This is a genomic window from Novosphingobium sp. Sphag1I (assembly GCF_056279125.1).
Window position 1 is genome coordinate 142,991 of sequence record NZ_JBWBQS010000010.1, and the last position, 24,250, is coordinate 167,240.

The window sequence follows — 24,250 nt, forward strand, 5'->3', positions numbered from 1 at the left end:
CCTTACTCCACACGCCGCATCATTTTGCGGCCCTGCCAAAAACAGATTTGCCAAAACATGTACCATTTAGTACATGGATCGAAATAGATCCTGCCGACCATCAGAGCCAACGCTTGCGCGATTCTGCCCTGCGTTAAGCAAGGCGCTGCCCATACAGGTCTATGCGGCGAATAGAAAGCCGCTCTTTTCGATCAGTTTGAACGGAAATTCCGCCGATGAGGGCCTTTTGCCCCCACCGGCATGGCGAATTTCGCGCTTATTTGCGCTCTGGCATGATGGCCACACGGAATGCGCGATCCTTGGTCAGCCAGCGCGCAGCCAAGGCCTGCAACTCCTCCGGCTTCACATTGACATAATCGGCCATCAGCCCGCGCACCTGATTATACCGGCGCGGGTCCTGCGTGGCGCCCTCGATCTGGCTCATGAAAAAGGCGGTGCTCGATGATGCCCGCGCCACCTGTTGGCGCAACGGCTCGGTCACCAGCGCCAGTTCGCTGGCCGGGATCTTGCGCGTGGCCAGATCCTGCGCGATCTTGTCCACCGTTTCAAAGAACAGCGGGACCATTTGCGGCGTCACCTGCGCGCTGGCCGACATCGTGCCCCCGCTGGGCAGATCGAGCGGCCAATCCGCCGAAACCTGCGGCGCATAGGAGGCCCCGGTCTTTTCACGCATCGCCGAAAGCAGGCGATTGGCAAAGACCTGACTAAGGACTTCCAGATGGCGGCTTTCGGTCACACCCTCGACCCCGCCGGCGGTCGGCCAAGTCACGACGGCGGCGGCCTGATTGGCGTCGCCATCATGGGTGATCACCTTGGGCGTCATGCTGGGCGTGGCGAAACCATAGCCCTGCGTCGTAGCGGGCGTCAGCGGCATGCGGGCTGCCAGCGCGCCAAAGGTCTTTTGCAGCGCCTCTATGCCCTTTTCACTCTCAAAATCGCCAAAGACCTGCACCTCGATCGGACCTTGCGCCAGAATGGGTTCCCATACCTGACGGAAACCTTCGGGCGTCACCTTGTCCAATTGCTGGGGCGTGGGCACGGCAAAGCGCCCATCATTGCCGCGTTGCAGATAACGCAGGTCACGCTCCATCACGCCTTGCGGGCTGGAGGAATAGGACGAGAACTGGATCTTGCCTGCGGCCCGCGCGCGCAACAAAGGCGCCGCATCCCAACGCGGCATCGCGAATTTGGCGGCAAACAGATAGAGCTGATCCTCCAGATCCTCGGCGCGGGTTTCGCCGGTGAACTGGAACGAACCGTCATCGATGCGGAAATCAAAGCCCAGCTTGCGCCCGGTCGAAATGCGGTCCAGCTCTTCCTGACCCAGCGGCCCCTCGCCCGAACTGACCAGCGCCAGATTGCCCAGCAAGGCATAGGCATTATCCTGCGGCTTGAACGCCTGCCACCCGGCGCCAAAGCGGACCTTGACGATAACGCGGCCCGGATCATCCTTGGTCGGCCAGAATTGCGCCTTTACGCCATTGGCAAAGGTCAATTCCTGTACATCCAGCATCCCGGTCGGGCGAATAGCGGGCGGCGCAGAAGGAGCGCCAATGGCGGGCAGATCGGCAAAGCTGATCGGTTTGAGCGCGGCGCGCGCGCGCTCATCGGGCACAGCCTTGGCCAGAAGCGCGGCGCGCAACTCCTCCGAACTCGCCTCACCCCTTTCCGGCGTGACATAGAGCGAGCGGATCACCTTGCCGGTGAACAGCTTGCGCGCATGGTCCAGCACCGCCTGCGGCGTGAACAGCGGCAGGGATTTCTTGAAAATATCCTGCACCACAGCGGGCGAGGCAACGGTTTCATGAATATCGACCGCCTGCACCAGATCGTCGGCCAGTTTGCCACCGGGCAGAAGGGCGCGCTGTTGCACCTGCGATTCGAACACGACGTTCATTTCGGCGGCCTCGCGGGCGATTTCCTCGACGCTGGGCGCGCGGTCCAAAACATCGGCGATAATGCCGCGCACCTCGGTCAACGCCTTGCGCCAATCGCCATCAAGGGGCGAAACGGTCACGAAAGTCCCATCGACCGACCGCGATTCGTTCTCCTGATCCACACGGGCGGACAGGAAATTGCCCCCCGCCCTCGCGCGCGCCTCCAAACGGCGGTTCAGGATGGCCAGAGCCAACTGGTCCAGCATCAGCCCCTGATTATAGACCACCGTATCCTGCTTTTCATGCCAAGGGCGCAGAACGGCATAGATCAGTGATCGCGGGACGGTGGGTTCGACCATTACCTGCGCCGCGCCCACCGGATTGGCGGGGTCCGCGCCGGCGGGCGTTGTGGGCGCACCGAAATCCGGGCTGGGCGTTGCGGGGCCTTCGCCCTTCCATTCGCTGAACCATTTGGACACCAGTGCTGCCGTCAAACGCGGATCGGCGTCGCCGGCCACCACCACCGTCACCCGTTCGGGACGATACCAACGCTGGTGAAAGGCGCGCAGCGTGTTTTGGCGCGCGCCGGTGATTGTGTCGACATCGCCAACCGTGACGTGCGAGGCCAATGGCTGGCCCTCGGCCATCAGTTTGCGCATGGCGATCATCAGGCGTTCCGATGTGCCCCCACGCTCCCGCTTTTCGGCCAGAACGATCGGGGCCTCGATACGAATATCGCTTTCCGAAAGGTTGGGCGCAAAGACCATGCCCGAAATCAGCTTGAGGCTTTCATCCAGCGTTGCCGGTGATGCATCGGGCAGGTCGATCTTATAAGTCGTGGCCGTCGGCGTCGTTTCGGCATTGGTATCGCTGCCAAAGGTCGCGCCAAGGCGTTGCCATGTGGGAATGGCCGCGGCCTGCGGCAGATAGCGGCTTTGGCGGAAGACAAGATGTTCGATCAGATGGGCAAAGCCTGCTTCCTGCGGCTTTTCATGCATGGCGCCGACATCGACACGAACGCGGATCGAAACCTGTCCGGGCGGCACCTGATTGTTGCGCACGGCCCAGCGCACGCCATTGGCCAGTTCGCCAAAATACCATTCGCGGTCATGGGGGACATCGCTGCCCTTATACAGCCATGGCGCATCCTGTGGCGGCAAAGGCGGCAGGACCGAAGCGGTGCGGGCAAATCCGGGCTGGGCGCCGATCAACGCCAAAGAGATGACAAGCGAAAGCAGGCGAGGCGCACGGGAGATTTGGCTCATATTGCAAGCTATAGGGAGCCCCATCCTTAAAGGCCAGTGAACAGCGAAAGCTTTTGATCGGCAAAACTTCGGCATTTGACCGACAAATAGATTTTCAACCCTTGTGGATGGCCGTTAACGTCCCTAAATCGGCACCATGTTTATCGAGACCGAAGCGACCCCCAACCCCGCCACGCTCAAATTCCTGCCCGGTCGGCAGGTCATGGTGGCCGGCACCCGCGAATTTCTGGATGAAGAGCAGGCCGAAGCCTCGCCGCTGGCCGCCGCGCTGTTCAGCCTGGGTGATGTGACGGGCGTATTCTTCGGGCGCGACTTCATTTCGGTGACGGCCGGACAAGGCGTGGCATGGAGCGATCTGAAGCCGCAGGTTGTGGCCATGCTGCTTGACCATTTCATTTCCGAAGCCCCGCTGTTTGCCGCCGGTTCGGCCGCCGGCATCAGCGTTCCGGCCGAAGAAGACTTTCCCGGCGATCGTGAAGAAGACGCCGACATTATCGACCAGATCAAGGATCTGATCGAAACCCGCATCCGCCCTGCTGTCGCCAATGATGGCGGCGATGTGGCCTATCGCGGTTTCCGCGATGGCGTGGTGTTCCTGCAAATGCAGGGCGCCTGCTCGGGCTGCCCCTCGTCTTCGGCAACGCTGAAGAACGGGATCGAGAGCCTGATCAAATATTATGTGCCCGAGGTGACCGAGGTACGCGCAGCGTGACCTTGCCGCCAATGTCGCCAGACCATCACGCGCCCGATTTTCATCAGGCGCGCTGGTTGGCCATTGAATGCACGACAGAGGCCTGTTCGGTGGCCCTGTTTGAAGATGGCGCGCTGATTGCGGGTGAATATCGCCAATTGGGGCGCGGCCATGCCGAAGCGCTGGTGCCGATGATCGCCGCTTTGCCGAATCGCGGTCAGGCCGAGGTGATTGCCGTCGGGCGTGGGCCGGGCAGCTTCACGGGCCTGCGCATCGGCCTTGCTGCGGCGCGGGCGCTGGGCCTGGCATGGGGCGCGCCCGTTTTGGGCTATCCCACATTGGCGCTGATTGCGGCCATGGCTGTGCATCGCGAACAGGGGCCGGTGCGCGTGGCGACCACCGGCGGCCACGGCGAATGGTTCACCCAGAGCTTCGACCTTGATGGACAGGCATTGGACAGCCTGCTTTCGCAAAAGCCCGAAGCGGCCGCGATATGTTGCGAAACACTGATCGCGGGAAGTCAGGCCGAAGCATTGCTGACCAGACGAGTGGCCAATGGCGGCGCGCAAGGTAACGCTTTGCAGATCTGGCCCGACGCGCGCGAAGTGTACAGATTAAATTCAATTCATTTTACTTCTGATCTCAGCCCGCTTTACGGTCGCGCTCCTGACGCCCGCCTTCCCGGTGGGCGTTTGCCGGATGAGCCCAAAATTTCAGCAGCCTGATTCGCAGGAATTTCTACCACCATGATGCTCAAAGACGATGTTGACCGCATTATGGAGGTAATGGATGCAGCATTCGACCCGTTCTGGGGCGAAGCATGGAACCGCATGCAGATCGAGGGCGCTCTGGCGGTGGGCAACACCCATTACTGGCTGATTGCGCCCGATGGCGCCCACCCCAAAGAAGGCGAAGAAGCGGCAGGCTTCGCGTTGGTCCGGCAGGTTTTTGACGAGGCTGAACTGCTGCTTTTCGCGATTGCCCCGCGCTGGCGTCGCCGCGGCCTTGGCGCAACATTATTATCAAGAACAATCGCCGACATGAAAAGATCGGGCGTCATCAAGGTGATGCTTGAAATGCGCAGAGGTAATCCAGCCGAATATCTTTATCGCGCCGCAGGATTCGCACCCATCGGTGTTCGACCTAAGTATTACCGCTGTTCAGATGGCAACAGGATCGATGCCGTCACGTTTTCCTTTCTGCCAGATGAACAGAACAATTGACCAAAACGAATGCGCAATTGCATTTGAAAGAAGAAACAGATTTCTTAATTCTGTATCTTGAATAGCGGTCAAAAAAGTTCCAATAGTACCTGATGCAGCTGGGATGGAGCTGCATAAACAAAGCAAGCAAAAACAGACAATCGGGTCATAAGCAAAAGAGAAGGCTACATCCCATGAGCACAATCGAAGTCGATTCGAAGGAAACCCTGATCACCTTGACGTCGGACATTGTTGCCGCGCATGTGAGCAACAATAACGTCACTGTTGACGATCTTCCTTCGTTGATCACCAATGTTTTCAATGCCCTGTCCGGCCTTGGCCAGCCTTCGGCTCCGGTGGAAACGCCGCCCGAACCGGCTGTGTCGGTCCGCTCCTCGGTCAAGCCTGATCACATTGTGTGTCTCGAAGACGGCAAGAAGCTCAAGATGCTCAAGCGTCACCTGGCGACGCATTACAACCTGACGCCGGAACAGTATCGCGCGCGTTGGAACCTGCCCGCCGATTATCCGATGGTTGCCCCCAACTATGCGGAAAAGCGTCGCGAGCTGGCCAAGTCGATTGGTCTGGGCCGCAAGCCCAGCGTCAAGCGCGGCCGCAAGCCCAAGGTTGCCGCCTGATAGGACTTATGGCTTATTACGGCGGTTTTGCCCCCGTTTATCACGCCATAGCAGGTTGAAGTTTTGCCCTGTCGGCTCCATAGTCGGCAGGGCATTACTTTTGTAAAGACACGGACCCCCAGTGCACCAACAAATCGACATCGAAACCCTTTGCCAGCAGCGTGGACTGCGAATCACCGAGCAACGCCGTGTGATCGCCAAAGTGCTGTCGGAAAGCGATGACCACCCCGATGTGGATCAGTTGCACGCGCGCGCGACGGCGGTTGATCCGGGCATCTCGATCGCGACCGTCTATCGCACCGTGCGCCTTTTCGAAGAAGCGGGCATTTTGGACCGTCACGATTTCGGCGATGGTCGTGCCCGTTACGAGGCAGCGCCCGAAGCACACCATGACCATCTGATCGATGTGGAAACGGGGCATGTGATCGAATTTGTCGATCCCGAACTCGAAGCGCTTCAGCGTCAGATCGCCGAGAGGCTGGGCTATCGGCTGGTGGATCACCGACTGGAATTGTTTGGGGTCAAGCTGGAACGCGAAGCCAAAAAGTAAGAATGAGGGCGGGGTCCAATCCCCGCCCTTTCTTTATTCAGGCAAATTCTTCGGTATCCATCGTCGCCTGCATCGCGGCGGGGTAGCGCGGGCCGGAAACGGTATTCTGATTGATCAGTGCATCCAGCTCGGCGAGCGTTGCATCCGATGGCCGCCAATCAGGACGGGCGATGTTTTCACGCAAATGAGCCGGATTGGTGGTGCCGGGAATCACATGCACATGGTCTCCGCGCGAGAGCACCCATGCCAGCGACAATTGCGCGGGCGTCACCCCTTCCCGTTCCGCAATGGCATTGAAACCGTCGACCAGCGCGAGATTCTTGGGCCAATTATCGCCATTAAAGCGCGGATGGGTACGGCGCAGGTCCTTTTCCTCCAGCGCTGCCGGATCGCGCACACCATTGGCCAAAGTGCCACGCGCCAACGGGCTGAACGCCACCAGCGCCACGCCCAATTCACCGCAAGCCTGCAATACGCCCAATTCAGGGTTACGCGTCCACAGCGAATATTCCGTCTGCACCGCCGTCACCGGACAAACAGCATGGGCCTTGCGCAGCGTTTCCGCGCTCATTTCCGACAGGCCATAGCCGCCGATCTTGCCCTCGGCGATAAGATCAGCCATCGCCCCGGCGCTGTCCTCGATCGGAACCGTAAAGTCACGGCGGTGCATGTAATAGAGATCGATATGATCGGTCTGCAGCGCCTTCAGGCTCTTTTCGATTTCGGCCTTGATCGTCTCAGGCTTGCAATCGACATAGCGGCGCTGACCATCAGCGATCAGGCCCATCTTGCTGGCCAGATAGAACTCACCACGACGCCCTTTCAGCGTCGCGCCCAGCAGTTCCTCATTCTTGCCGCCGCCATAAAGACGCGCGGTGTCGAGGTGCTGATAGCCCAGATCCAGCGCAAGATGCAGCAACTTGGCCGATTCTTCGGGCGGCGGCGGCGCGGCATAGGCCCAGCTGACATTCATGCAGCCAAGGCCGACGGGGTTCAGATCCTTGCCACCAAGTTTGCGGGTGATGGGCATTGAGGGGTCCTTATTCAATGGCGGGTTTTATGCCTCCGGCGGGCAAAGGGACTCGTCCCTTTGCAATCCCATTACCGGGTTTGTCGAAGGGACGGCATTGGAAATGGCATGGATATGAAAAAAGCCTGCGGCGCGGCGAGGTTGCCCTCTTTGGCGCCGCAGGCTTTCCTATTCAACATGGCGTCCGACACAAAACGCCGAACCACAATCGCAACGAATACAGTCATGGGAGCGCGAGGGACGAGTCCCTCGCATCCTCCTTCTTACTTCTTCATCGCGTTCAACTGCACTTCCAACTCGCCCAGCACGCGATAGCAATCGAGCACCTTGCCCACCGACGAATTGGGCTCGCGCCCTTCGCGGATGGCGGCGATGAATTCGCGGTCCTGCAATTCGATGCCGTTCATCGACACATCAACCTTCGACACGTCGATAGCGTTTTCGCGGCCATCGACCAGATCGTCATAGCGCGCGATATAGGTCGCGGTGTCACCGATATAGCGGAAGAACGTGCCCAGCGGCCCATCATTGTTGAACGAGAGCGAGAGCGTGCAGATCGCGCCGCTTTCCGCCTTCAACTGGATCGACATATCCATCGCAATGCCCAGCGTCGGGTGATAAGGCCCTTCGATGGCATTGGCCGCCACGATCTTGCCCGCCTGATAGGCGAACAGGTCCACCGTATGCGCGGCATGGTGCCACAGCAGGTGGTCCGTCCACGAACGCGGCTCGCCCTTGGCGTTCATGTTGCTGCGGCGGAAGAAATAGGTCTGCACATCCATCTGCTGGATGTTGAATTCGCCCGCCGTGATCTTGTTATGCACATACTGGTGCGACGGGTTGAAGCGGCGCGTGTGGCCCACCATGCAGGTCTTGCCGGTTTCCTGAGAAACCTTCAGAACTTCCTGCGCATCGGCCCAACTGTCGGCCAGCGGGATTTCGACCTGCACATGCTTGCCCGCCTTCATGCAGGCGATGGCCTGCGATGCATGCATCTGGGTCGGCGTGCAAAGGATCACCGCGTCCACATCGTCACGGGCCAGCGCATCGTCCAGCTCGGTCGAGGAATGTTTGGCGCCATATTTGGCGGCGACCGCGGCGGCCTGTTCGCCGGTGCGGCTGATGATCGAGGTGATTTCCACGCCGTCGATGTTCTTCAGACCATCGAGGTGCTTTTCGCCAAAGGCGCCAGCGCCAGCAAGGGCAATACGCATGAGAGGATACTCCATTGAAAAATGCGCCGGGCCACATGCGCGGCCCGGCGTTTCGAATTAATCGGCCGGTTCCAGCACGATATGGCCAATGGCCGTGTTGCTGCACGGGATATGGTAATGGCGGTGAAGGGTTTTCACCTTCTTGCCCAGCGCGCCGCGCATGATCAGCCACATCACCATTTCGATGCCTTCGCTGCCGGTTTCGCGCAGATATTCGATATGCGGGATGTGGCGCACATCGTCATTGTCGCTTTCCAGCAGGTCAAGGAAGCGGTTGTCCCATTCGCGGTTGAGCAGACCTGCACGCGGCCCCTGAAGCTGGTGGCTCATGCCGCCCGTGCCCCAGATCTGAACGTTCAGGTCTTCAGGGAAGCTCTCGACCGCCTTCTTGATCGCCTCGCCCAGCGCCCAGCAGCGGTTGCCCGAGGGGACCGGATAGGTGACGACGTTGACCGCCAGCGGGATGACCTTGACCGGCCACTTGGCAGGCTTGTCGAACATCATGCTGAGCGGAACGGTCAGGCCATGGTCAACGTCCATCTTGTTGATGATCGTCATGTCGAAATCATCAAGGATCAGCGACTGGGCAATGTGCCACGCCAGATCGGGATGGCCTTCGACATCGGGCACCGGGCGCGGGCCCCAGCCCTCGTCGCAGATGCCATAACGCTCGGCGCAACCGATGGCGAAGGTCGGCACGATGTTCATGTCGAAATAGCTGGCATGGTCATTGTAAACCAGCACGATCACATCGGGCTTCTGTTCCTTTTCCCATTCGCGGGTCCAGTCATAGCCCGAAAAGATCGGGCCGAAGTAATCGTCGCGGTCCTTGCCCTGATCCACGGCCACGCCCAACAAGGGCACATGGCTGGAGCCGACACCGGCGGTAATCTTGGCCATTTTCTTGCCCCTTAGTTCTTGGACGCGGCAGCAGCCGCCTGATTTTCACGGATCGAGCGATTGCCTTCGGGCGAACGGCCGCCATCCAGCATCATCTGGCGATATTCAGGCCAGGTCATGTCGGTCATCGTGCTGACCGCTTCGGCAAAGGGCAGGCCGTCGGCCGAAAACAGCTTCGAAAGGAAATAGACATTCCCGCCCAGATCGAGCAGCGCGTTATAATCGCGCCGCAGCAGGGCCTGCTTACCTTCTTCGGAAATGTCCCATTCGTCCAGATAGGCGCGCTCGTCCTTTTTGAAGCGCTCGCGGTTTTCCGGCTTCATCATGCTCATGGCGAACTGGTTGATCCAATATCCGCGACGCGCGCGCTGCGCGGTATAGATACGGGTGCCGGGAATATCGTCAAATTCGGCCAGATATTCATGAATATTCTGTGTGGGGTTTTCAGCCATCTTCATTCTCCCAAACCCGCCCCCGTTCGGTGTGCCGAACGGGGGCAAGTCATTGATTAAAGGCCGCGCGCTTTCAGCTTGGCGTCCAGACGCGGGAACACACGGCGGGCATTGCCTTCGAAAATCGCGTGACGCTCGGCGTCGCTGATTTCCAGAGCATCGACATACCGCTTGGTGTCGTCGAAATAGAAACCGGTGGTGGGATCGATCCCGCGCACCGCGCCCACCATTTCCGACCCGAACAGGATGTTCTTATTGTCGATCACATCGGCCAGCAGGTTGATGCCGGGCTGGTGATAGACGCAAGTGTCGAAAAAGATGTTGTTCATCAGATGGGTGTCAAGCGACGGCTTTTTCAGCATGTCGGCCAGACCACGATAACGCCCCCAGTGATAGGGCACCGCGCCGCCGCCATGCGGGATGATGAAGCGCAGCGTCGGGAAACGGCTGAACAGATCGCCTTCGAGCAATTGCATGAAAGCAATTGTGTCGGCCGCAATGTAATAGCCGCCCGTGGCATGCATCGCCGGGTTACACGAACCCGAAACGTGGATCATCGCCGGAACGTCCAGTTCGACCATCTTTTCATAGAAGGGGAACCAATATTCATCGGTCAGCGGCGGATGCTTGAAATGGCCGCCGCCCGGATCGGGGTTCAGGTTGCAGCCGATGAAGCCCATCTCGTTGACGCAGCGTTCCAGCTCGGCAATCGAGTTGGTCAGATCGGCTTCAGGCGACTGGGGCAGCATGCAGACCGGTTCAAACACGCCGGGGAACAGATCGACCACGCGCCCGATCAGATCGTTGCAGGCCTGCGCCCATGGCACGGCCACGCTCTGATCGCCGACATGGGGGGCCATCGCGCTGGCGCGCGGCGAAAAGATGGTCAGATCCGCGCCACGTTCCTTGATCAAACGAAGCTGGTTTGCCTCGATCGTCTCGCGGATTTCATCGTCGCTGATCTTCGGATAGGCAGGTGCCGCCACGCCAGCCTTGAAGGCGGCCTTCTGTTCCTCACGCCACGCATCATGCCCCTTGGGCAGAACGGTGTAGTGGCCATGACAGTCAATAATCAGGCTCACGGGGATTTACTCCTTTCCCTCGATCAATCTTGTTCTTCGATCAGACGGTCTTTGCGCCCCGCCATATCGCGCTGGCGCAGGACAGTGCTGCTGGTCATCATCGGCTCGATGCCAAGCCCCTGAAGGGTCTTGACGGATTCTTCCATTTCGGCGGCGCGGCGCACGCCATGCGTGACCATGCGTTCGATATTATAGGCCGCCCGCCTGGCCCAGGGCCAAGCCTTCTCGCTGGCGTCCAGGCTGGTGAGGACTTCTTCCACCACGCCCGCTTGCTGCGCCGCCAGCATCATTTCGGCGGTCAGCGCCTCGACCCCCTTGACCATGACGCTGCGGATCATCTTGATCGCGCTGGCCCGGCCCACTTCATCGCCCACGATGCGGATGTTGTTGAAACCTGCCTCGCGCAGCAGAACCTCGGCCCGCGCCGCCTCGCGCCCGGCCAGCAGCAGCGGCACATTCAGCCGCGCCGGATCAACCGGGGCCAGAACCGCCACATCGACATAGCAACCGCCCGCCGCCTCAATCGCGGCGGCGGCCTCACGCTTGGTGCCCGGCGCCACCGAATTGCAATCGGCCCAGATCGCGCCTTTGGGCAGGAATGCGGCATATTCCTGCGCCGCGGGCAAGGCGCTGTCGGCCGTCACCAGCGACAGGACCATCTCACGCCCGGCCAGAGCCTCTTGCGCATCACGCGCGACCATCAACCCATCGTCTGCGGCCAGAGCCAGGCGTTCGGCACGCAAATCCCACACGCCTGCGCGCGCATTGCCGCCCGCGCCGTCACTCCCCTCGCCCCAACCGCCCGCGCGGGCAAAGGTGCTGCCAGCCTCGCCATAGCCGATCAGGGAAATAGTATGTGACACGAACGAATCTCCTTTATCCCACTGGCATGCCGTCAAGCCTCGCGCGCGCGCCAATTGAAAGGCGTCCGGCATCATAAGTTTTTACAAAACCTGCTGCGCCTGCTTCCTGCCGCAATCGCGGAGCATCGCCAAAAACGCCTCTTGGGTCGATGTGGGCCGCCACCCCGCACGGGTGGTGATGCCAATATTGCGTGAAAAGCCGGATGCCAGTTCACGCGCGATCAACACACCGGCATCCAGTTCGACCGAAACCTGCGCCCGGCTGAGCAAGGTCAGGCTTTCGCTGTCGAGAAGCAATTGACGGATCGTCATCACAGAACCGCATTCGATCGCCACGCGCGGCGGCTCGGCGCCAAGGTCGCGCAACATCGCCTGCCAATGTCGGCGCAACGGCGTCTCCGAACCCGGCAAGATCCACGGATACTCGGCCAATTTTGCCCCCGGCTCGGCCACATCTTCCAGCGGATGCCCCTTGCGCATGACCAGTACGGGCGTGTCGGCGAACACCTCCTCGCCCGCCAGACCTTCGGCCTCGGCCCCTTCGCGGAGAGCCCCCAACATCAGGTCGATTTCTCCATCACGCAACGGACCGGACAATTCGCCGTGACTGCCCTCCACCACCATCAGGCCGACACCGGGATATTCGCGGGCAAACCGGCTGATCGCTTCTGGCAACCAACGGGCACGGGACAGAGGCATGGCACCCACGATGATGCGCCCCGCCGCCTTGCCCTGCCACGTCGCCACTTCGGCCAATCCGGCGCGCAATTCGGCCATGGCCAAACCAAATCCACGCGCGCGCCGCTGCCCGGTCGGGGTCAGGGCCACATGCTGGCCACGACGATCCACCAGCCTTTGCCCCAGCGCCACCTGCAAATCGGCAACGGCGCGATGGAGCGAGGCCGAGGACAGGCCCGTCGCCTCCGCCGCCCCCGCATAACTGCCCGCACGCGCCAGAGCGAGCAGGGCGCGAAGCTGGGTTCCGGTAACGCGCGGGCTGCCGATGTGGTCGATGGCGGCCTCTGCGCGCGGGGCCATCAGCAGCGCGGGCTCGGTCGCCGTCATCCCCTGCGCGCTGCGCTCGAACAGGGTCACGCCGATGCTCGCCTCAAGGCCCGCGATGGCCTGCGTCAACGCGGGCTGGGTCAGGTTTACGGCGCGGGCGGCGCGCGTCAGACTGCCATGCCGCACCGTCGCGGCCAGCGCGGCAAAATGGCGGATGTTGAGCGGTCGGTCACCAATTCCATTTTCAATCATGTCCACGCTTTTAGCAGAAACTTATGACCATAGACAACTTCGCATTGGAGGCTGGCCGCGCCCCGGCGCATGTCGCATGCCACCCAATTATCGACCATCCAGAGAGGATCATCATGTCCGCCATCGTCGTTCAGAACATCGAGCGCGCACCCCTTGATGTCATCGACGGCCTCGCCGCATGCGGCGTCGCCACCGTCCACGAAGCGCAAGGCCGCAAGGGGCTGCTGGCCAGCTATATGCGCCCGATCTATCCCCGCGCCCGCATCGCCGGCAGCGCCGTGACGATCAGCGCCGCGCCGGGCGACAACTGGATGGTTCATGTCGCCATTGAACAGTTGAAAGAAGGCGACATCCTCGTCCTTGCCCCCACTTCCCCTTGCGAAGACGGCTATTTCGGCGACCTTCTGGCCACCAGCGCACAGGCGCGCGGTTGCCGTGGTCTGGTCATCGACGCGGGCGTGCGCGACGTGCGCGACCTGACCGACATGAACTTCCCCGTCTGGTCCAAGGCTGTTTACGCCCAAGGCACCGTCAAGAATACGCTGGGCAGCGTCAACGTCCCCATCATCTGCGCCAACCAATTGGTCAACGCGGGCGATGTGATCGTGGCCGATGACGACGGCGTCTGCGTCGTGCGCCGCGAGGAAGCCGCCGAAGTGCTGAAGGCCGCGCAGGCCCGCGAAGCCAACGAAGCGGCCAAGCGCGAAAAGCTGGCGGCGGGCGTGCTGGGCCTCGACATCTACAACATGCGTGAGCGGTTGGAGAAAGAAGGTTTGAAGTACGTTTGATTTTGGGGCGCCAAAAGGGTGCCTCCGGCGGGCCAAGGGACTCGTCCCTTGGCAATCCCGTTATTGGGGTGGCGCTTTGGTGGCCAAGGTGGCGGCTTGAACATATATTGAAAGCCTGCGGCGCGGCGAGTTAACGGTGCCTGGCGCCGCAGGCTTTACAATTCAAACGCCGCGTCTGACGCCCAACGCCGAACCCGTGGCGCAACAAAGACAGTAATGGGAGCGCGAGGGGCTAGTCCCCCGCATCTTCAAACTTTCTAGAAATCTCAAAGGGAACCAACCCCATGCCCACCAACCTCTCCTCCCCCTGTATGTGGATGCGCGGCGGCACCAGCAAGGGCGGCTATTTCCTGAAATCCGACCTGCCTGCGGACACCGCCACGCGCGATGCGTTTTTGCTGGGCGTGATGGGATCGCCCGATCCGGTGCAGATTGACGGCATGGGCGGGGCTGATCCGCTGACCAGCAAGGTGGCCGTGGTCAGCAAGTCCGAGCGCCCCGGCATTGATGTCGATTACCTGTTCCTTCAGGTTTTCGTCGATCAGGCGATTGTGACGGACGCACAGAATTGCGGCAATATCCTTGCTGGTGTCGGCCCCTTTGCGATTGAACGCGGCCTGATCACGCCCACCGGCGATGAAACCCGCGTGGCCATCTTTATGGAGAATACCGGGCAAGTAGCCGTGGCCACAGTCCAGACCCCCGGCGGCGTGGTCAGCTATCAAGGTGATGCCAAAATCGACGGCGTTCCCGGCAGCCACGCCCCCGTGCCTTTAGAGTTTCGCGACACCGCCGGTTCGTCCTGCGGCGCGCTTTTGCCCACCGGCAATACGGTGGATGTGGTCAATGGCGTTGCCGTCACGCTGATCGACAATGGTATGCCCTGCGTTGTGTTCAAGGCGCAAGACGTCGGCATCACCGGCTATGAGGACCGCGACTGGCTGGACGCCAATGTCGAACTCAAGGCCAGGATCGAGGCCATCCGTCTGGCCGTGGGCGAACGGATGAACCTTGGCGATGTAAAGGAAAAGTCGGTCCCCAAGATGATGCTCGTGGCCCCGCCCAAGAATGGTGGCGCGGTGACGGTGCGTTCGTTTATTCCGCATCGCGCCCATGCCACGATCGGCGTACTGGGTGCGGTGTCGGTGGCCACGGCATGCCTGCTGCCGGGATCGCCCGCCGCCGAGGTCGCGCAGATCCCCGATGGTGCGCGCAAGACCCTGAGCGTCGAACACCCCACGGGCGAAATGACCTGCGTTCTGGAAACTGACGAAAATGGCGATGTAAAAACCGCCGCCCTGCTGCGCACTGCCCGCAAACTGATGGACGGCACCGTGTTCGGATGAACACATTTGATGACGGTGTTCGGATGAACGCATTCATTCACACCGTTTTCGGCTGAATTAGGAGAGATCAATGTCTGAACGTATCACCAGCTGGCATTCGGCCCCGTCAAAGCCCACCTATACCCCGCCGCCGGGCGCGATTGACGCGCATTGCCATGTGTTTGGCCCGATGGCGCAATTCCCTTTCAGCCCCAAGGCGAAGTACCTTCCCGAAGACGCCGGGCCGGACAAGCTGTTCGCCCTGCGCGACCATCTGGGCTTTTCGCGCAATGTGATCGTTCAGGCATCGTGCCACGGCACCAACAATGCCGCCACGTTGAACGGCATTGCCGTGTCGGGCGGCAAGGCGCGCGGCGTTGCCGTTGTCGATCCGGCCATCTCGGACGAGGAGATCGCCGCCTTGCATGAAGGCGGGATGCGCGGCATCCGTTTCAACTTCCTCAAGCGCCTCGTCGATGACGCGCCCAAGGACAAGTTCCTAGAGGTGGCCCACCGCCTGCCCAAGGACTGGCACATCGTCATCTATTTCGAGGCCGATATCCTTGAGGAAATGCGGCCCTTTATCGCCGCCCTGCCGCGTCTGGTGGTGGTCGATCACATGGGCCGCCCCGATGTGACCCAGGGCCCCGATGGCGCCGATATGAAGGCTTTCCGGTCTTTGCTCGACAGCCGTGACGACATCTGGTTCAAGCCGACCTGCCCGGATCGTCTCGATCTGGCCGCGGGCGATCCGTGGGACAATTTCGCCCGCGCGGTCGCGCCGCTGGTGGCCGATTATTCGGACCGCTGCATCTGGGGCACGGACTGGCCGCACCCGAACATGGAAAAGGCGATCCCCGATGATGGCCATATCGTCGACATGATCCCGCGCATTGCGCCCACGGCAGAGCTTCAGCAAAAGCTGCTCGTCACCAATCCGATGCGCCTGTACTGGCCCGAAGAACTGTGATGTTTTGAGGGAAGGTGGCCCATAAAGCCCCCTTCCCTCCACCTCTCCCTTGCGGCAATAAGTGTGAATGCCGCAAACGCTCCCAGATCTTGAAGCATGGGCCATTTTCGCCAAAGTGGCCGAATGCGGCAGCTTCAGCCGCGCGGGCGAGCAATTGGGCCTGGCCAAGACCACCGTGTCCAAGGCCGTCACCCGGTTGGAGGCGCGCATGCGCGCCAGCCTTTTCCATCGCACCACCCGCAAATTGTCGCTGACCGAAACCGGGCGTCTGGCGCTCGAACGGGCCACGCGCATTCTGGGCGATGGTGCCGCGATTGAGGCCGACATTCTGGACGAGGCCGCAACGCCGCGTGGCCTTGTCCGCATCGCCTCGATCAGCGCGGTAGGCGTTCAGATCATCGCCCCCGTCCTGCCCGAATTCCTGAAGGCCAATCCGGAAATCGAGGTCGATCTGGTTCTGACCGAAAACCGGGTCGACCTGGTGGCCGAAGGTTTTGACGCCGCCATCCAGGTCGGCATCCACGGCGATTCCGCCAGTTTACGCGCCGTCCGGCTGTCCTCGCTGCGCCGCCCGCTGGTTGGCGCGCCGGAATTGATCGAACGGCTGGGCATGCCGCGGACGCCGCAGGATCTGGTGCGCTATCCGGCGGTCCTGCCCAGCCACATCGCCAATAGCCATGAATGGCAATTCGCACGCGGCGATGAAGACCCCGTCACCGTTCGGGTAAACGGGCGATATCGCGCCAATCATGCCGAAGCGATCGTGCCCGCACTGGTGGCCGGGGTGGGCATTGGGTTGATGGCGGAATATTTCGTCTGGGAATATTTGCGCGACGGCACGCTGGTCGAACTGCTGCCGGAATGGAGCACACCGCCCGGCCCGATCTATCTGGTCACACCGCCCGGCCGTGCACGCCCGGCGCGGGTACGCGCTCTGCTCGACTTTCTGCGCCCGCATCTGACCTTGCCCAAATGGAGCAATGTGCCGCGATTGTGAGCGCATAATGAACATTCATTATACGCAGTTCAGAAACACTATTATGCCGCATTGGCGGATAATCCTTGACGCTGCGCCGCACTATAACACAACTGTCAGTATCAGGTGGAGCCCCCCTTCACTTCACCTTGCAAGACTTTCCGCCGGTTCCGGAATGCCGTCGGAAAGATAAACGAAAGCTACACATGACCATTTCCCCCACAAAGCTGCGGGCCAAGCGTTTGTTGGCAACAGCTTTGACGATGTCGACATTGGCCGGATGCGCCGGCCTGCCTCATGACAAGCCCCAACTCGCGCCCCGCGATGGCGCGCAACTTGGCCTGAACGCTGCGGAAACACCTGTGGTCCCGGTTTCCCCCGACTGGTGGCTGGCGATGGGTGATCCGCAATTGGACCGGATCATGGCCGATGCGCTTGCCGCCAATCCGTCGCTTGATGAAGCCGCCGCGCGCCTGCGCATGGCCAGCGGCCTGATCGCGTCGGCCAAGGCGCAGCGGATGCCGCAGGTGTCCGCCGATGTTTCGGCCATGGATCAGCGCCTGTCGAACAAATACATCTACCCCGCGCCATTGGGCGGATCGTGGACGTGGATTTCCAATGCGCAGGCCAATTTGGACTGGTCGCTCGATCTGGCGGGGCGGCAAAGGGAATTGGTGCGCGCGGCCAAGTCTTTTACCAAAGCCAATGAATTGCAGCTGGCCGCCGCCCGCGTGTCCATTTCGGGCAGCGTGGCGCAGGCTTATGTCAATTTCGCCCGCGCCGAGGCGCAGGCCCGCATCGCCCGCGAATTTGTCGAATCGCGCGCCGCATCGCTGCGGATCGTTACGGCCCGCCGTGATGCCGGCCTTGGCAATGAATTCGACATTGCCAGCGCCCGCACCCTGCAATCCGAGGCGGAACAGGCGTTGACCCGAGCCGAAGGCGCAAGGTTGGTGGCGCTGCACGCGCTCTCCGCTTTGGTCGGACGGGGGCCGGATTATGGTGCCAAACTGACCACCCCGACGCTGGCGCTGGACAAGGCTTTGCCTGTTCCCGAAGCGCTGCCCGCCGATCTTCTGGCCCGCCGCGCCGACCTTTTGGCCGCGCGTGAACAGGTGAATTTGGCCATGGTGGGCCAGCGGATCGCCAAGACCGAATTCTATCCCAACGTCAACCTGCGCGCCTTTGTCGGGGCGCAGGCGCTGGGCATCGGATCGCTGTTTACGGGCAGCGCGCTGACCGGCGGGTTTGGTCCGGCGGTACACCTCCCGATCTTTTCCGGCGGGGCCTTGCGCGCACAATATCGTCAGGCCGTCGCCGGGGCGGATGTTGCCATCGCGCAATATAACAAAGCCGTGGTGGACGCGGTGCGTGATGCCGCCGACGCCCTGTCGGGTGTTGAAACCAACCGCCGCGACGCGATGCAGCAGGCCGACATTCGCACCGGGCTGGAAAAGACCGTCTCGCTGGACAAGGTTCGCCTGAAATCGGGCCTGTCGACCAATCTGGACGTGTTGAGCGCGGGCGAACGCCTGCTTTCCGCGCGACAGGCCCAGGTCGATCTGGCCGCCGATGGCGCCATCAAGCGCATTCAATTGCTGGTCGCGCTGGGCGGCGGTTTCACCCCGTTGCCCGATCAGGAACCGGGCGCAACGCCTGCCGTTGTCGCCAAAAGGTAAATCCATGAACCAGCAAAATCATTCATTCGACAAGGACGATGCCTCCACCATGGCCGACGATTTCACCCCCGCCCCAGCCAAGAGCGCGTCGCGTCGCAAGGGCTTCCTGCTGCTGGGGGTGGCCGTGCTGATCGGCGCGGCCGGTTACGGCGCCTATACGATGATGTCGGCCGCGACCGAGGAAACCGACGACGCCTATGTGGCGGGCAACGTGACCCAGATTACCGCACGTGACGCCGGCACCGTCATTGCCGTTCACGCGGAAAGCACGCAGGCGGTCAAGGCGGGGCAGGTTCTGGTCGATCTAGACCCCGCGCTGGCCGATGCCCAACTGGCCGCGGCCGAGGCCGAACTGGCACGCGCGGCGCGCACGGTGCGTTCCGGCTTTACCAAGGTCGGCACGGCGGACGCCGAAATTGCCCAGGCCGAAGTGCGCCTTGCCGCCGCCAGGAGCGACCTTGTCCGCCGCGAAAAGGCGGTGGGTTCGGGCGCCATCTCGGCCGAAGAAGTCGCCCACGCCAACGAAGCCGTACGGATGGCGCAGGCCAATCTCGATCTGGCCCGCAGCCACCGCGCCGATGCGCAAAGCGCCGTGGCCGGGGCGGATGTCGCGAACAATCCGGCCGTCTTGGCCGCCATTGCCGCGGTCAAGCGCGCCGCCATCGCCCGTTCGCACATGCAACTGGCCTCGCCGGTCGATGGCGTTGTGGCCCAGCGCGCCGCACAGGTCGGCCAGCAGGTTGCGCCGGGCGCGCCGCTGATGTCGATCGTGCCGCTGCGCAAGGTTTGGGTAGACGCCAATTTCCGCGAAACCCAACTGGCCGATCTGCGCATTGGCCAACCGGCAATCCTGCATTCCGACGCCTATGGTAAAAAGGTCACCTATCACGGCAAGGTCATCGGCCTGTCGGCGGGTTCGGGCGCGGCCTTTGCGCTGTTGCCCGCGCAAAATGCCAGCGGCAACTGGATCAAGGTGGTTCAGCGCGTACCGGTGCGCATCGCGCTTGACCCCAAGGAACTGGACGCGCACCCGCTGCGTCTTGGCCTGTCGGTCAATGTCGAGGTCGATACCTCGCAAGGCACCGGCCAGCCCGTGACCGCCTTGCCCGCCGTGGCGCAAGCCAGCGAACCCATCGATACGGTCAGCCCTGCGGTCGAGGCGCGCATTCGCCAGATCATCGCAGCCAACGCCGGGCGTTGAGGCAAAAAGCATGAGCAAAACCCTTCCTCCAGATTCGCCGGATCTGGACGCGAGTGACTTCGCCATCGACGAACCCGATGAAGGCCCCATCGCCGCAACGCCGCCGCCACTTCACGGCGCGGCGCTGTTTACCGCGGCCTTTGCGCTGGCGCTGGGCACATTTATGCAGGTGCTGGATTCCACCATCGCCAATGTGGCGCTCAACACGATCTCGGGCAACCTGGGCGAAGCGAGCAGCACCGCGACATGGGTGATCACCGCCTTTGCCGTGGCCAATGGTGTCACCGTGCCTCTGACGGGCTGGCTGATGCGGCGGTTTGGGGTGGTGAACACGTTTATCGCCTCGGTCGCGCTGTTTACGATGGCCTCGTTCCTTTGCGGGATTGCGTGGTCGCTGCCCTCGCTGATCGTGTTCCGATTATTGCAGGGCGCGGTGTCCGGCCCGATGATTCCGGGCAGTCAGGCATTGCTGCTGGCCATTTTCCCGCCGGAAAAGCGGACCGTGGGCCTGTCGATCTGGTCGATGACGGCGCTGGTCGGGCCGGTGCTGGGGCCGATCCTTGGCGGGTATATTTCGGACAATTACCACTGGGGCTGGATCTTTCTGATCAACGTGCCGGTGGGTTTCATCACGGTGGGCGTGCTGATGGCGCGGATGCGCTCGTATAATACGCCGCCGGTGAAATTGCCCTTTGACTGGGGCGGCGTGGCGCTGTTGATCCTGTGGGTCGGCTCGCTTCAGGTCGTGCTCGACCTTGGCAAGGACGAGGACTGGTTCAATTCGACCTTCATCTGCGTGCTGGCCGTCGTGGCGGTGGTCGGTTTCTTCGCCTGGTTGATCTGGGAATTGACCGAGGAACATCCCGCGGTTGACCTGACCCTGTTTAAGAGCCGCAACTTTGCCATTGGCACGCTATGCTTCTGTCTGGGCTATGGCTTCTTCTTTGCCAGCAACCTGCTGATGCCGCTCTGGCTGCAAACGCAACAGGGCTATACGGCGACATGGGCGGGGCTGGTATCGGCGCCGGCCGGTATGGTGGCCTTTTTCCTTGCGCCGGTGGTGGCGCGGGCGGCGGGCACGATCGATCTGCGCTATGTTGCGACCTATGCGTTGATTGCCTTTGCGGCGTCCTATTTCATGCGGACCGAATTTGCGCCGGACACCGACCTGTTCCACTTTGTCCTGCCCTCGATCGTACAGGGAACGGCAATGGGCACGTTCTTCATGTCGATGACGACACTGTCCTTTGACCGGCTTGGCCCACATCGCATTCCTTCGGCCACGGGCATTTCCAATTTTGCCCGTATCACCGGGGGCGCTTTTGCCGCATCGATCACCACGACCTTTTGGGATCGGCGCGAAGTGCTGCACCAAAGCCGTCTGGCCGAGGCAGCCAATAACGGCAATCCCGCCTATGTTCAGGCCATGAACCATTTGCAGACGATGGGCATGAGCAAGGCGCAAGCCACCGGATCGCTGACGGGTCAGATGATCAACCAGTCGTACCTGATGTCCTCGCTCGACATCTTCTGGTTTGCCGGAATGGGCTGTCTGGCCATGCTCGCGCTCTTGTGGTGTACGCGTAAACCTGCGCCGCCGCAGGGTGGCGCGGTGGTTGTCGATTAAACAAAAAGGCCGGGGCGGTTTGATCCACCCCGGCCTTTTTGTTTGGCGTTTGGACGCGCCTTAATCGACGTAATGTGCGGTGGTCTTTTCACGGACCTCTTGCGCCGTCACGCCGGGGGCCAGTTCGACCAGCTTGAACGGGCTGTTGTGATCGGGGCGGGCAAACACGGCCAGATCGGTCACGATCATGTCCACCACATTGCGCCCCGTCAGCGGCAGGGTGCAGGAGGGGATGAACTTGGCGCTGCCATCCTTGGCGCAATGCTCCATCACCACGATGATCTTCTTGACGCCCGCGACCAGATCCATCGCGCCGCCCATGCCCTTGATCATCTTGCCCGGAATCATCCAGTTGGCGATGTCGCCATTTTCCGACACTTCCATCGCGCCAAGGACGGTGAGGTCAATATGACCGCCACGGATCATGGCAAAGCTCTGCGCGCTGTCGAAATAGGCGGAATGGGGCAGTTCGCTGATCGTCTGCTTGCCAGCATTGATGAGGTCGGCGTCTTCCTCGCCCTCATAGGGGAACGGGCCGATGCCCAGCATGCCGTTCTCGCTCTGCAGCGTCACGGTCAGCCCTTCGGGCACGTAATTGGCCACCAGCGTCGGGATGCCGATGCCAAGGTTCACATAAAAGCCGTCCTGAAGTTCGCGCGCGGCGCGGGCGGCCATTTCATTGCGGTTCCAAGCCATTGTGCTCAGGCCTCCTTCGGACGGGTGGTGCGGAATTCGATCTTCTTGTCATAGCTGCCCAGCACGATGCGCTGAACATAGACACCGGGCAGATGGATCGCGTCAGGGTCCAATTGGCCGGGCTCGACAATCTCCTCGACCTCGACCACGGTGATTTTCCCGGCGGTGGCGGCGGGCACGTTGAAATTGCGCGCCGTCTTGCGGAAGATCACATTGCCGGTGGTGTCGGCCTTCCAACCCTTCACAATGGCAAGATCAGCGAAAATGCCCTGCTCCAGCACATATTCCTGTCCGTCAAAGACCTTGGTTTCCTTGCCCTCGGCCACCAGCGTGCCCACGCCCGTCTTGGTGTAAAAGCCCGGAATGCCCGCCCCGCCCGCGCGCAGGCGCTCGGCCAGCGTGCCTTGCGGAGTGAATTCCACCTCCAGTTCGCCCGCCAGATACTGACGTTCGAATTCCTTGTTCTCGCCCACATAAGACGAGATCATCTTCTTCACCTGCCGCGTGCGCAGCAGCTTGCCGATGCCCTCATTGTCGATGCCCGCATTGTTGCTGGCAAAGGTCAGATCCTTGACCCCGCTGGCCTGAATCGCATCGAGCAGACGTTCGGGAATGCCGCAAAGGCCAAAGCCCCCGCTGGCGATCAACAAACCATCGCGCAACAACCCGTCCAGCGCGGCCTCTGCGCTGGGATAAACCTTGCTTGCCATACAGCTCCCTCTCTCTCGGGATTAATTCGAGGGGAGTGTATCGGATGAAATTGATGCGTTCTAATGATATTTTTTTTGGGGTATTGATAGGTGATGGTGATGTTTTAGGGTGAGGAAGATAAGTTACCTCCGGCGGGTTAAGGGCGGGGGCCCTTAACAATCCCGGTACTGTCCTTGTTGCGTCATGGGTTGCGCGTTGCGTGAACTTGCCGCGCCGCAGGCTATAAAACGCTCCGCAGAAAGACACATCATCGCAAACAAAGCACCACCCATTAACGGGATTGCAAAGGGCCCCCGCCCTTTGCCCGCCGGAGGCATAAATTGAACCGTATCGCCCTCTACCACCTCGAAACCCTGCTCTGGATCGCCCGCCTCGGCACTTTCGCGGCGGCGGCGGAAAGGTTGAACACCACCCAACCCACCATTTCGGCCCGGGTGCGCGAATTGGAGGCGCAGATCGGCTATGCCCTGTTTCAACGTGAGGGACGGCGGATGTTGCTGACCGTGCGCGGTCGGCAATTGGTGCGCGATACCGAACCTTTGTGGGCGGCGCTGGAACGGACGCTGGCCTCGGACAATCTGGCGGGGGCACGCGGCGTGGTGCGCATCGGCACAGGGGAAATCGCGGCGGCTTCGTGCCTGCCCGGATTTGTGGCCGAAATCGAGCGCGACATGCCCGCACTGACGCTGGACATCACGATCAGTCTGACCGCGCAATTGCTGCAAAACCTGTTGGGGGCGACCAGCGATCTGGTCTTTCTGGCTGGCCCTGCGGCCAGTCCGGGTCTGCAAACAGCATCCATCGGGGCGGTTGAATTGCAATGGCTGGCCTCGCCCGCCACGGCGCAGGCCATGCGCAAGGGTGCGGTGCCACCCATATGGTCCTTGCCCCGCCAATCGCCTCTGCATCAGGTTATGCTCGAAACACTGGCTGGCGAAACATTGCCCGCGATCCGCACCTGCAACAATGCCCGCATGTTGATCGACATCATCATCGCCGGGCAAGGTATGGCCCTCCTGCCCGAAACCATGACGCGTGATGCGGTGGCAGGCGGGCGGTTGCAAGAGGTCTGGCCACGGCCCAAGCGCGGGATCGAATTTCAGGCCGCCATTCGCGCCGAAGAAAGCGATCCTTTGGTGCTGGAACTGTTCAGGCGGGCGGCGGGGTTGCGGATTGATCCTCGTTAAAGGAGTTTTGCCTGCGGCGCGGCAAACTCACGCAAGGCCGAGATCCAAGCGCCATTCATTATCGGGATT

23 protein-coding genes are annotated in these 24,250 nt (G+C 61.4%); 13 read left to right on the forward strand and 10 right to left on the reverse strand.

Annotation, left to right across the window (positions count from 1 at the left end; genetic code table 11):
* Positions 1-256: 256 nt before the first annotated feature.
* Positions 257-3,142 carry a M16 family metallopeptidase gene (locus ACZ9HU_RS13365; RefSeq protein WP_476105616.1) on the reverse strand — a complete coding sequence of 962 codons (2,886 nt, stop codon included), beginning with the start codon at positions 3,140-3,142 and terminating at the stop codon, positions 257-259.
* Positions 3,143-3,278: 136 nt separating this feature from the next.
* Here ACZ9HU_RS13365 and ACZ9HU_RS13370 point away from each other — a divergent pair, with 136 nt between their 5' ends.
* The 5 genes from ACZ9HU_RS13370 to ACZ9HU_RS13390 all read left to right on the forward strand — a co-directional run bounded on the left by ACZ9HU_RS13370 (position 3,279) and on the right by ACZ9HU_RS13390 (position 6,223).
* The gene (locus ACZ9HU_RS13370) at positions 3,279-3,854 is read left to right on the forward strand and encodes a NifU family protein (protein WP_476105617.1); all 576 of its coding nucleotides are present in this window, start codon (positions 3,279-3,281) and stop codon (positions 3,852-3,854) included.
* Positions 3,855-3,865: 11 nt separating this feature from the next.
* Positions 3,866-4,558 (forward strand): tRNA (adenosine(37)-N6)-threonylcarbamoyltransferase complex dimerization subunit type 1 TsaB, encoded by a 693-nt coding sequence (gene tsaB / locus ACZ9HU_RS13375; RefSeq protein WP_476105727.1) that lies wholly within the window; start codon positions 3,866-3,868, stop codon positions 4,556-4,558.
* A gap of 21 nt (positions 4,559-4,579) precedes the next feature.
* A complete protein-coding gene (locus ACZ9HU_RS13380; RefSeq protein WP_476105619.1) occupies positions 4,580-5,056 on the forward strand; it encodes a GNAT family N-acetyltransferase in 477 nt (158 codons plus the stop codon).
* Between the two features lie 173 nt (positions 5,057-5,229).
* Positions 5,230-5,673: a Ros/MucR family transcriptional regulator gene (locus tag ACZ9HU_RS13385; protein ID WP_476105620.1), complete on the forward strand. Its 444-nt coding sequence runs from the start codon at positions 5,230-5,232 to the stop codon at positions 5,671-5,673.
* 121 nt (positions 5,674-5,794) lie between these two features.
* On the forward strand, positions 5,795-6,223 hold the full coding sequence (locus ACZ9HU_RS13390; RefSeq protein ID WP_172341092.1) for a transcriptional repressor: 429 nt from the start codon (positions 5,795-5,797) through the stop codon (positions 6,221-6,223).
* Between the two features lie 37 nt (positions 6,224-6,260).
* On the opposite strand, the gene ACZ9HU_RS13395 is transcribed toward ACZ9HU_RS13390, so the two are convergent.
* The 7 genes from ACZ9HU_RS13395 to ACZ9HU_RS13425 form a co-directional block, all read right to left on the reverse strand.
* Positions 6,261-7,253 (reverse strand): aldo/keto reductase, encoded by a 993-nt coding sequence (locus ACZ9HU_RS13395; protein ID WP_476105624.1) that lies wholly within the window; start codon positions 7,251-7,253, stop codon positions 6,261-6,263.
* Positions 7,254-7,516: 263 nt separating this feature from the next.
* Positions 7,517-8,467: a Gfo/Idh/MocA family oxidoreductase gene (locus ACZ9HU_RS13400; protein WP_476105625.1), complete on the reverse strand. Its 951-nt coding sequence runs from the start codon at positions 8,465-8,467 to the stop codon at positions 7,517-7,519.
* A 57-nt stretch (positions 8,468-8,524) separates the two neighbouring features.
* A complete protein-coding gene (locus ACZ9HU_RS13405; protein WP_274175819.1) occupies positions 8,525-9,367 on the reverse strand; it encodes a class III extradiol dioxygenase subunit beta in 843 nt (280 codons plus the stop codon).
* Between the two features lie 11 nt (positions 9,368-9,378).
* Positions 9,379-9,819, reverse strand: coding sequence for a protocatechuate 4,5-dioxygenase subunit alpha (gene ligA / locus ACZ9HU_RS13410; protein WP_476105627.1), 441 nt, complete (start codon positions 9,817-9,819; stop codon positions 9,379-9,381).
* Positions 9,820-9,875: 56 nt separating this feature from the next.
* Positions 9,876-10,901 carry an amidohydrolase family protein gene (locus ACZ9HU_RS13415; RefSeq protein ID WP_476105628.1) on the reverse strand — a complete coding sequence of 342 codons (1,026 nt, stop codon included), beginning with the start codon at positions 10,899-10,901 and terminating at the stop codon, positions 9,876-9,878.
* A 23-nt stretch (positions 10,902-10,924) separates the two neighbouring features.
* Positions 10,925-11,764 (reverse strand): NAD(P)-dependent oxidoreductase, encoded by an 840-nt coding sequence (locus ACZ9HU_RS13420; protein ID WP_476105631.1) that lies wholly within the window; start codon positions 11,762-11,764, stop codon positions 10,925-10,927.
* 81 nt (positions 11,765-11,845) lie between these two features.
* A complete protein-coding gene (locus ACZ9HU_RS13425) occupies positions 11,846-13,021 on the reverse strand; it encodes a LysR family transcriptional regulator (protein ID WP_476105632.1) in 1,176 nt (391 codons plus the stop codon).
* Positions 13,022-13,134: 113 nt separating this feature from the next.
* Here ACZ9HU_RS13425 and ligK point away from each other — a divergent pair, with 113 nt between their 5' ends.
* The 7 genes from ligK (at position 13,135) to ACZ9HU_RS13460 (ending at position 21,587) form a co-directional block, all read left to right on the forward strand.
* Positions 13,135-13,809 carry a 4-carboxy-4-hydroxy-2-oxoadipate aldolase/oxaloacetate decarboxylase gene (gene ligK, locus ACZ9HU_RS13430; protein WP_476105633.1) on the forward strand — a complete coding sequence of 225 codons (675 nt, stop codon included), beginning with the start codon at positions 13,135-13,137 and terminating at the stop codon, positions 13,807-13,809.
* A gap of 284 nt (positions 13,810-14,093) precedes the next feature.
* Complete coding sequence (locus tag ACZ9HU_RS13435) at positions 14,094-15,155, forward strand: 4-oxalomesaconate tautomerase (RefSeq protein WP_476105634.1); 1,062 nt, start codon at positions 14,094-14,096, stop codon at positions 15,153-15,155.
* 70 nt (positions 15,156-15,225) lie between these two features.
* Positions 15,226-16,104: an amidohydrolase family protein gene (locus ACZ9HU_RS13440; protein ID WP_476105636.1), complete on the forward strand. Its 879-nt coding sequence runs from the start codon at positions 15,226-15,228 to the stop codon at positions 16,102-16,104.
* Positions 16,105-16,171: 67 nt separating this feature from the next.
* Positions 16,172-17,101, forward strand: a complete 930-nt coding sequence (locus ACZ9HU_RS13445) for a LysR family transcriptional regulator (protein ID WP_476105637.1) — start codon at positions 16,172-16,174, stop codon at positions 17,099-17,101.
* A gap of 185 nt (positions 17,102-17,286) precedes the next feature.
* Complete coding sequence (locus tag ACZ9HU_RS13450; RefSeq protein ID WP_476105639.1) at positions 17,287-18,759, forward strand: efflux transporter outer membrane subunit; 1,473 nt, start codon at positions 17,287-17,289, stop codon at positions 18,757-18,759.
* A 4-nt stretch (positions 18,760-18,763) separates the two neighbouring features.
* On the forward strand, positions 18,764-19,960 hold the full coding sequence (locus ACZ9HU_RS13455; RefSeq protein WP_476105641.1) for an EmrA/EmrK family multidrug efflux transporter periplasmic adaptor subunit: 1,197 nt from the start codon (positions 18,764-18,766) through the stop codon (positions 19,958-19,960).
* A 10-nt stretch (positions 19,961-19,970) separates the two neighbouring features.
* Positions 19,971-21,587: a DHA2 family efflux MFS transporter permease subunit gene (locus ACZ9HU_RS13460; RefSeq protein WP_476105643.1), complete on the forward strand. Its 1,617-nt coding sequence runs from the start codon at positions 19,971-19,973 to the stop codon at positions 21,585-21,587.
* Between the two features lie 60 nt (positions 21,588-21,647).
* On the opposite strand, the gene ACZ9HU_RS13465 is transcribed toward ACZ9HU_RS13460, so the two are convergent.
* Positions 21,648-22,283 (reverse strand): CoA transferase subunit B, encoded by a 636-nt coding sequence (locus ACZ9HU_RS13465; protein WP_476105645.1) that lies wholly within the window; start codon positions 22,281-22,283, stop codon positions 21,648-21,650.
* A gap of 5 nt (positions 22,284-22,288) precedes the next feature.
* Positions 22,289-22,993: a CoA transferase subunit A gene (locus ACZ9HU_RS13470; RefSeq protein WP_476105647.1), complete on the reverse strand. Its 705-nt coding sequence runs from the start codon at positions 22,991-22,993 to the stop codon at positions 22,289-22,291.
* 321 nt (positions 22,994-23,314) lie between these two features.
* Here ACZ9HU_RS13470 and ACZ9HU_RS13475 point away from each other — a divergent pair, with 321 nt between their 5' ends.
* Complete coding sequence (locus ACZ9HU_RS13475) at positions 23,315-24,181, forward strand: LysR family transcriptional regulator (RefSeq protein ID WP_476105648.1); 867 nt, start codon at positions 23,315-23,317, stop codon at positions 24,179-24,181.
* Positions 24,182-24,250 lie beyond the last annotated feature (69 nt).

What these genes read in the sequence shown, in the direction of transcription:
- ACZ9HU_RS13365 (WP_476105616.1), bottom strand. Translation starts at nt 3,142, where the DNA reads ATGAGCCAAATCTCCCGTGCGCCTCGCCTGCTTTCGCTTGTCATCTCT.
- ACZ9HU_RS13370 (WP_476105617.1), top strand. Translation starts at nt 3,279, where the DNA reads ATGTTTATCGAGACCGAAGCGACCCCCAACCCCGCCACGCTCAAATTC.
- tsaB (WP_476105727.1), top strand. Translation starts at nt 3,866, where the DNA reads ATGTCGCCAGACCATCACGCGCCCGATTTTCATCAGGCGCGCTGGTTG.
- ACZ9HU_RS13380 (WP_476105619.1), top strand. Translation starts at nt 4,580, where the DNA reads ATGATGCTCAAAGACGATGTTGACCGCATTATGGAGGTAATGGATGCA.
- ACZ9HU_RS13385 (WP_476105620.1), top strand. Translation starts at nt 5,230, where the DNA reads ATGAGCACAATCGAAGTCGATTCGAAGGAAACCCTGATCACCTTGACG.
- ACZ9HU_RS13395 (WP_476105624.1), bottom strand. Translation starts at nt 7,253, where the DNA reads ATGCCCATCACCCGCAAACTTGGTGGCAAGGATCTGAACCCCGTCGGC.
- ACZ9HU_RS13400 (WP_476105625.1), bottom strand. Translation starts at nt 8,467, where the DNA reads ATGCGTATTGCCCTTGCTGGCGCTGGCGCCTTTGGCGAAAAGCACCTC.
- ACZ9HU_RS13405 (WP_274175819.1), bottom strand. Translation starts at nt 9,367, where the DNA reads ATGGCCAAGATTACCGCCGGTGTCGGCTCCAGCCATGTGCCCTTGTTG.
- ligA (WP_476105627.1), bottom strand. Translation starts at nt 9,819, where the DNA reads ATGGCTGAAAACCCCACACAGAATATTCATGAATATCTGGCCGAATTT.
- ACZ9HU_RS13425 (WP_476105632.1), bottom strand. Translation starts at nt 13,021, where the DNA reads ATGATTGAAAATGGAATTGGTGACCGACCGCTCAACATCCGCCATTTT.
- ligK (WP_476105633.1), top strand. Translation starts at nt 13,135, where the DNA reads ATGTCCGCCATCGTCGTTCAGAACATCGAGCGCGCACCCCTTGATGTC.
- ACZ9HU_RS13435 (WP_476105634.1), top strand. Translation starts at nt 14,094, where the DNA reads ATGCCCACCAACCTCTCCTCCCCCTGTATGTGGATGCGCGGCGGCACC.
- ACZ9HU_RS13440 (WP_476105636.1), top strand. Translation starts at nt 15,226, where the DNA reads ATGTCTGAACGTATCACCAGCTGGCATTCGGCCCCGTCAAAGCCCACC.
- ACZ9HU_RS13445 (WP_476105637.1), top strand. Translation starts at nt 16,172, where the DNA reads ATGCCGCAAACGCTCCCAGATCTTGAAGCATGGGCCATTTTCGCCAAA.
- ACZ9HU_RS13450 (WP_476105639.1), top strand. Translation starts at nt 17,287, where the DNA reads ATGACCATTTCCCCCACAAAGCTGCGGGCCAAGCGTTTGTTGGCAACA.
- ACZ9HU_RS13455 (WP_476105641.1), top strand. Translation starts at nt 18,764, where the DNA reads ATGAACCAGCAAAATCATTCATTCGACAAGGACGATGCCTCCACCATG.
- ACZ9HU_RS13460 (WP_476105643.1), top strand. Translation starts at nt 19,971, where the DNA reads ATGAGCAAAACCCTTCCTCCAGATTCGCCGGATCTGGACGCGAGTGAC.
- ACZ9HU_RS13465 (WP_476105645.1), bottom strand. Translation starts at nt 22,283, where the DNA reads ATGGCTTGGAACCGCAATGAAATGGCCGCCCGCGCCGCGCGCGAACTT.
- ACZ9HU_RS13470 (WP_476105647.1), bottom strand. Translation starts at nt 22,993, where the DNA reads ATGGCAAGCAAGGTTTATCCCAGCGCAGAGGCCGCGCTGGACGGGTTG.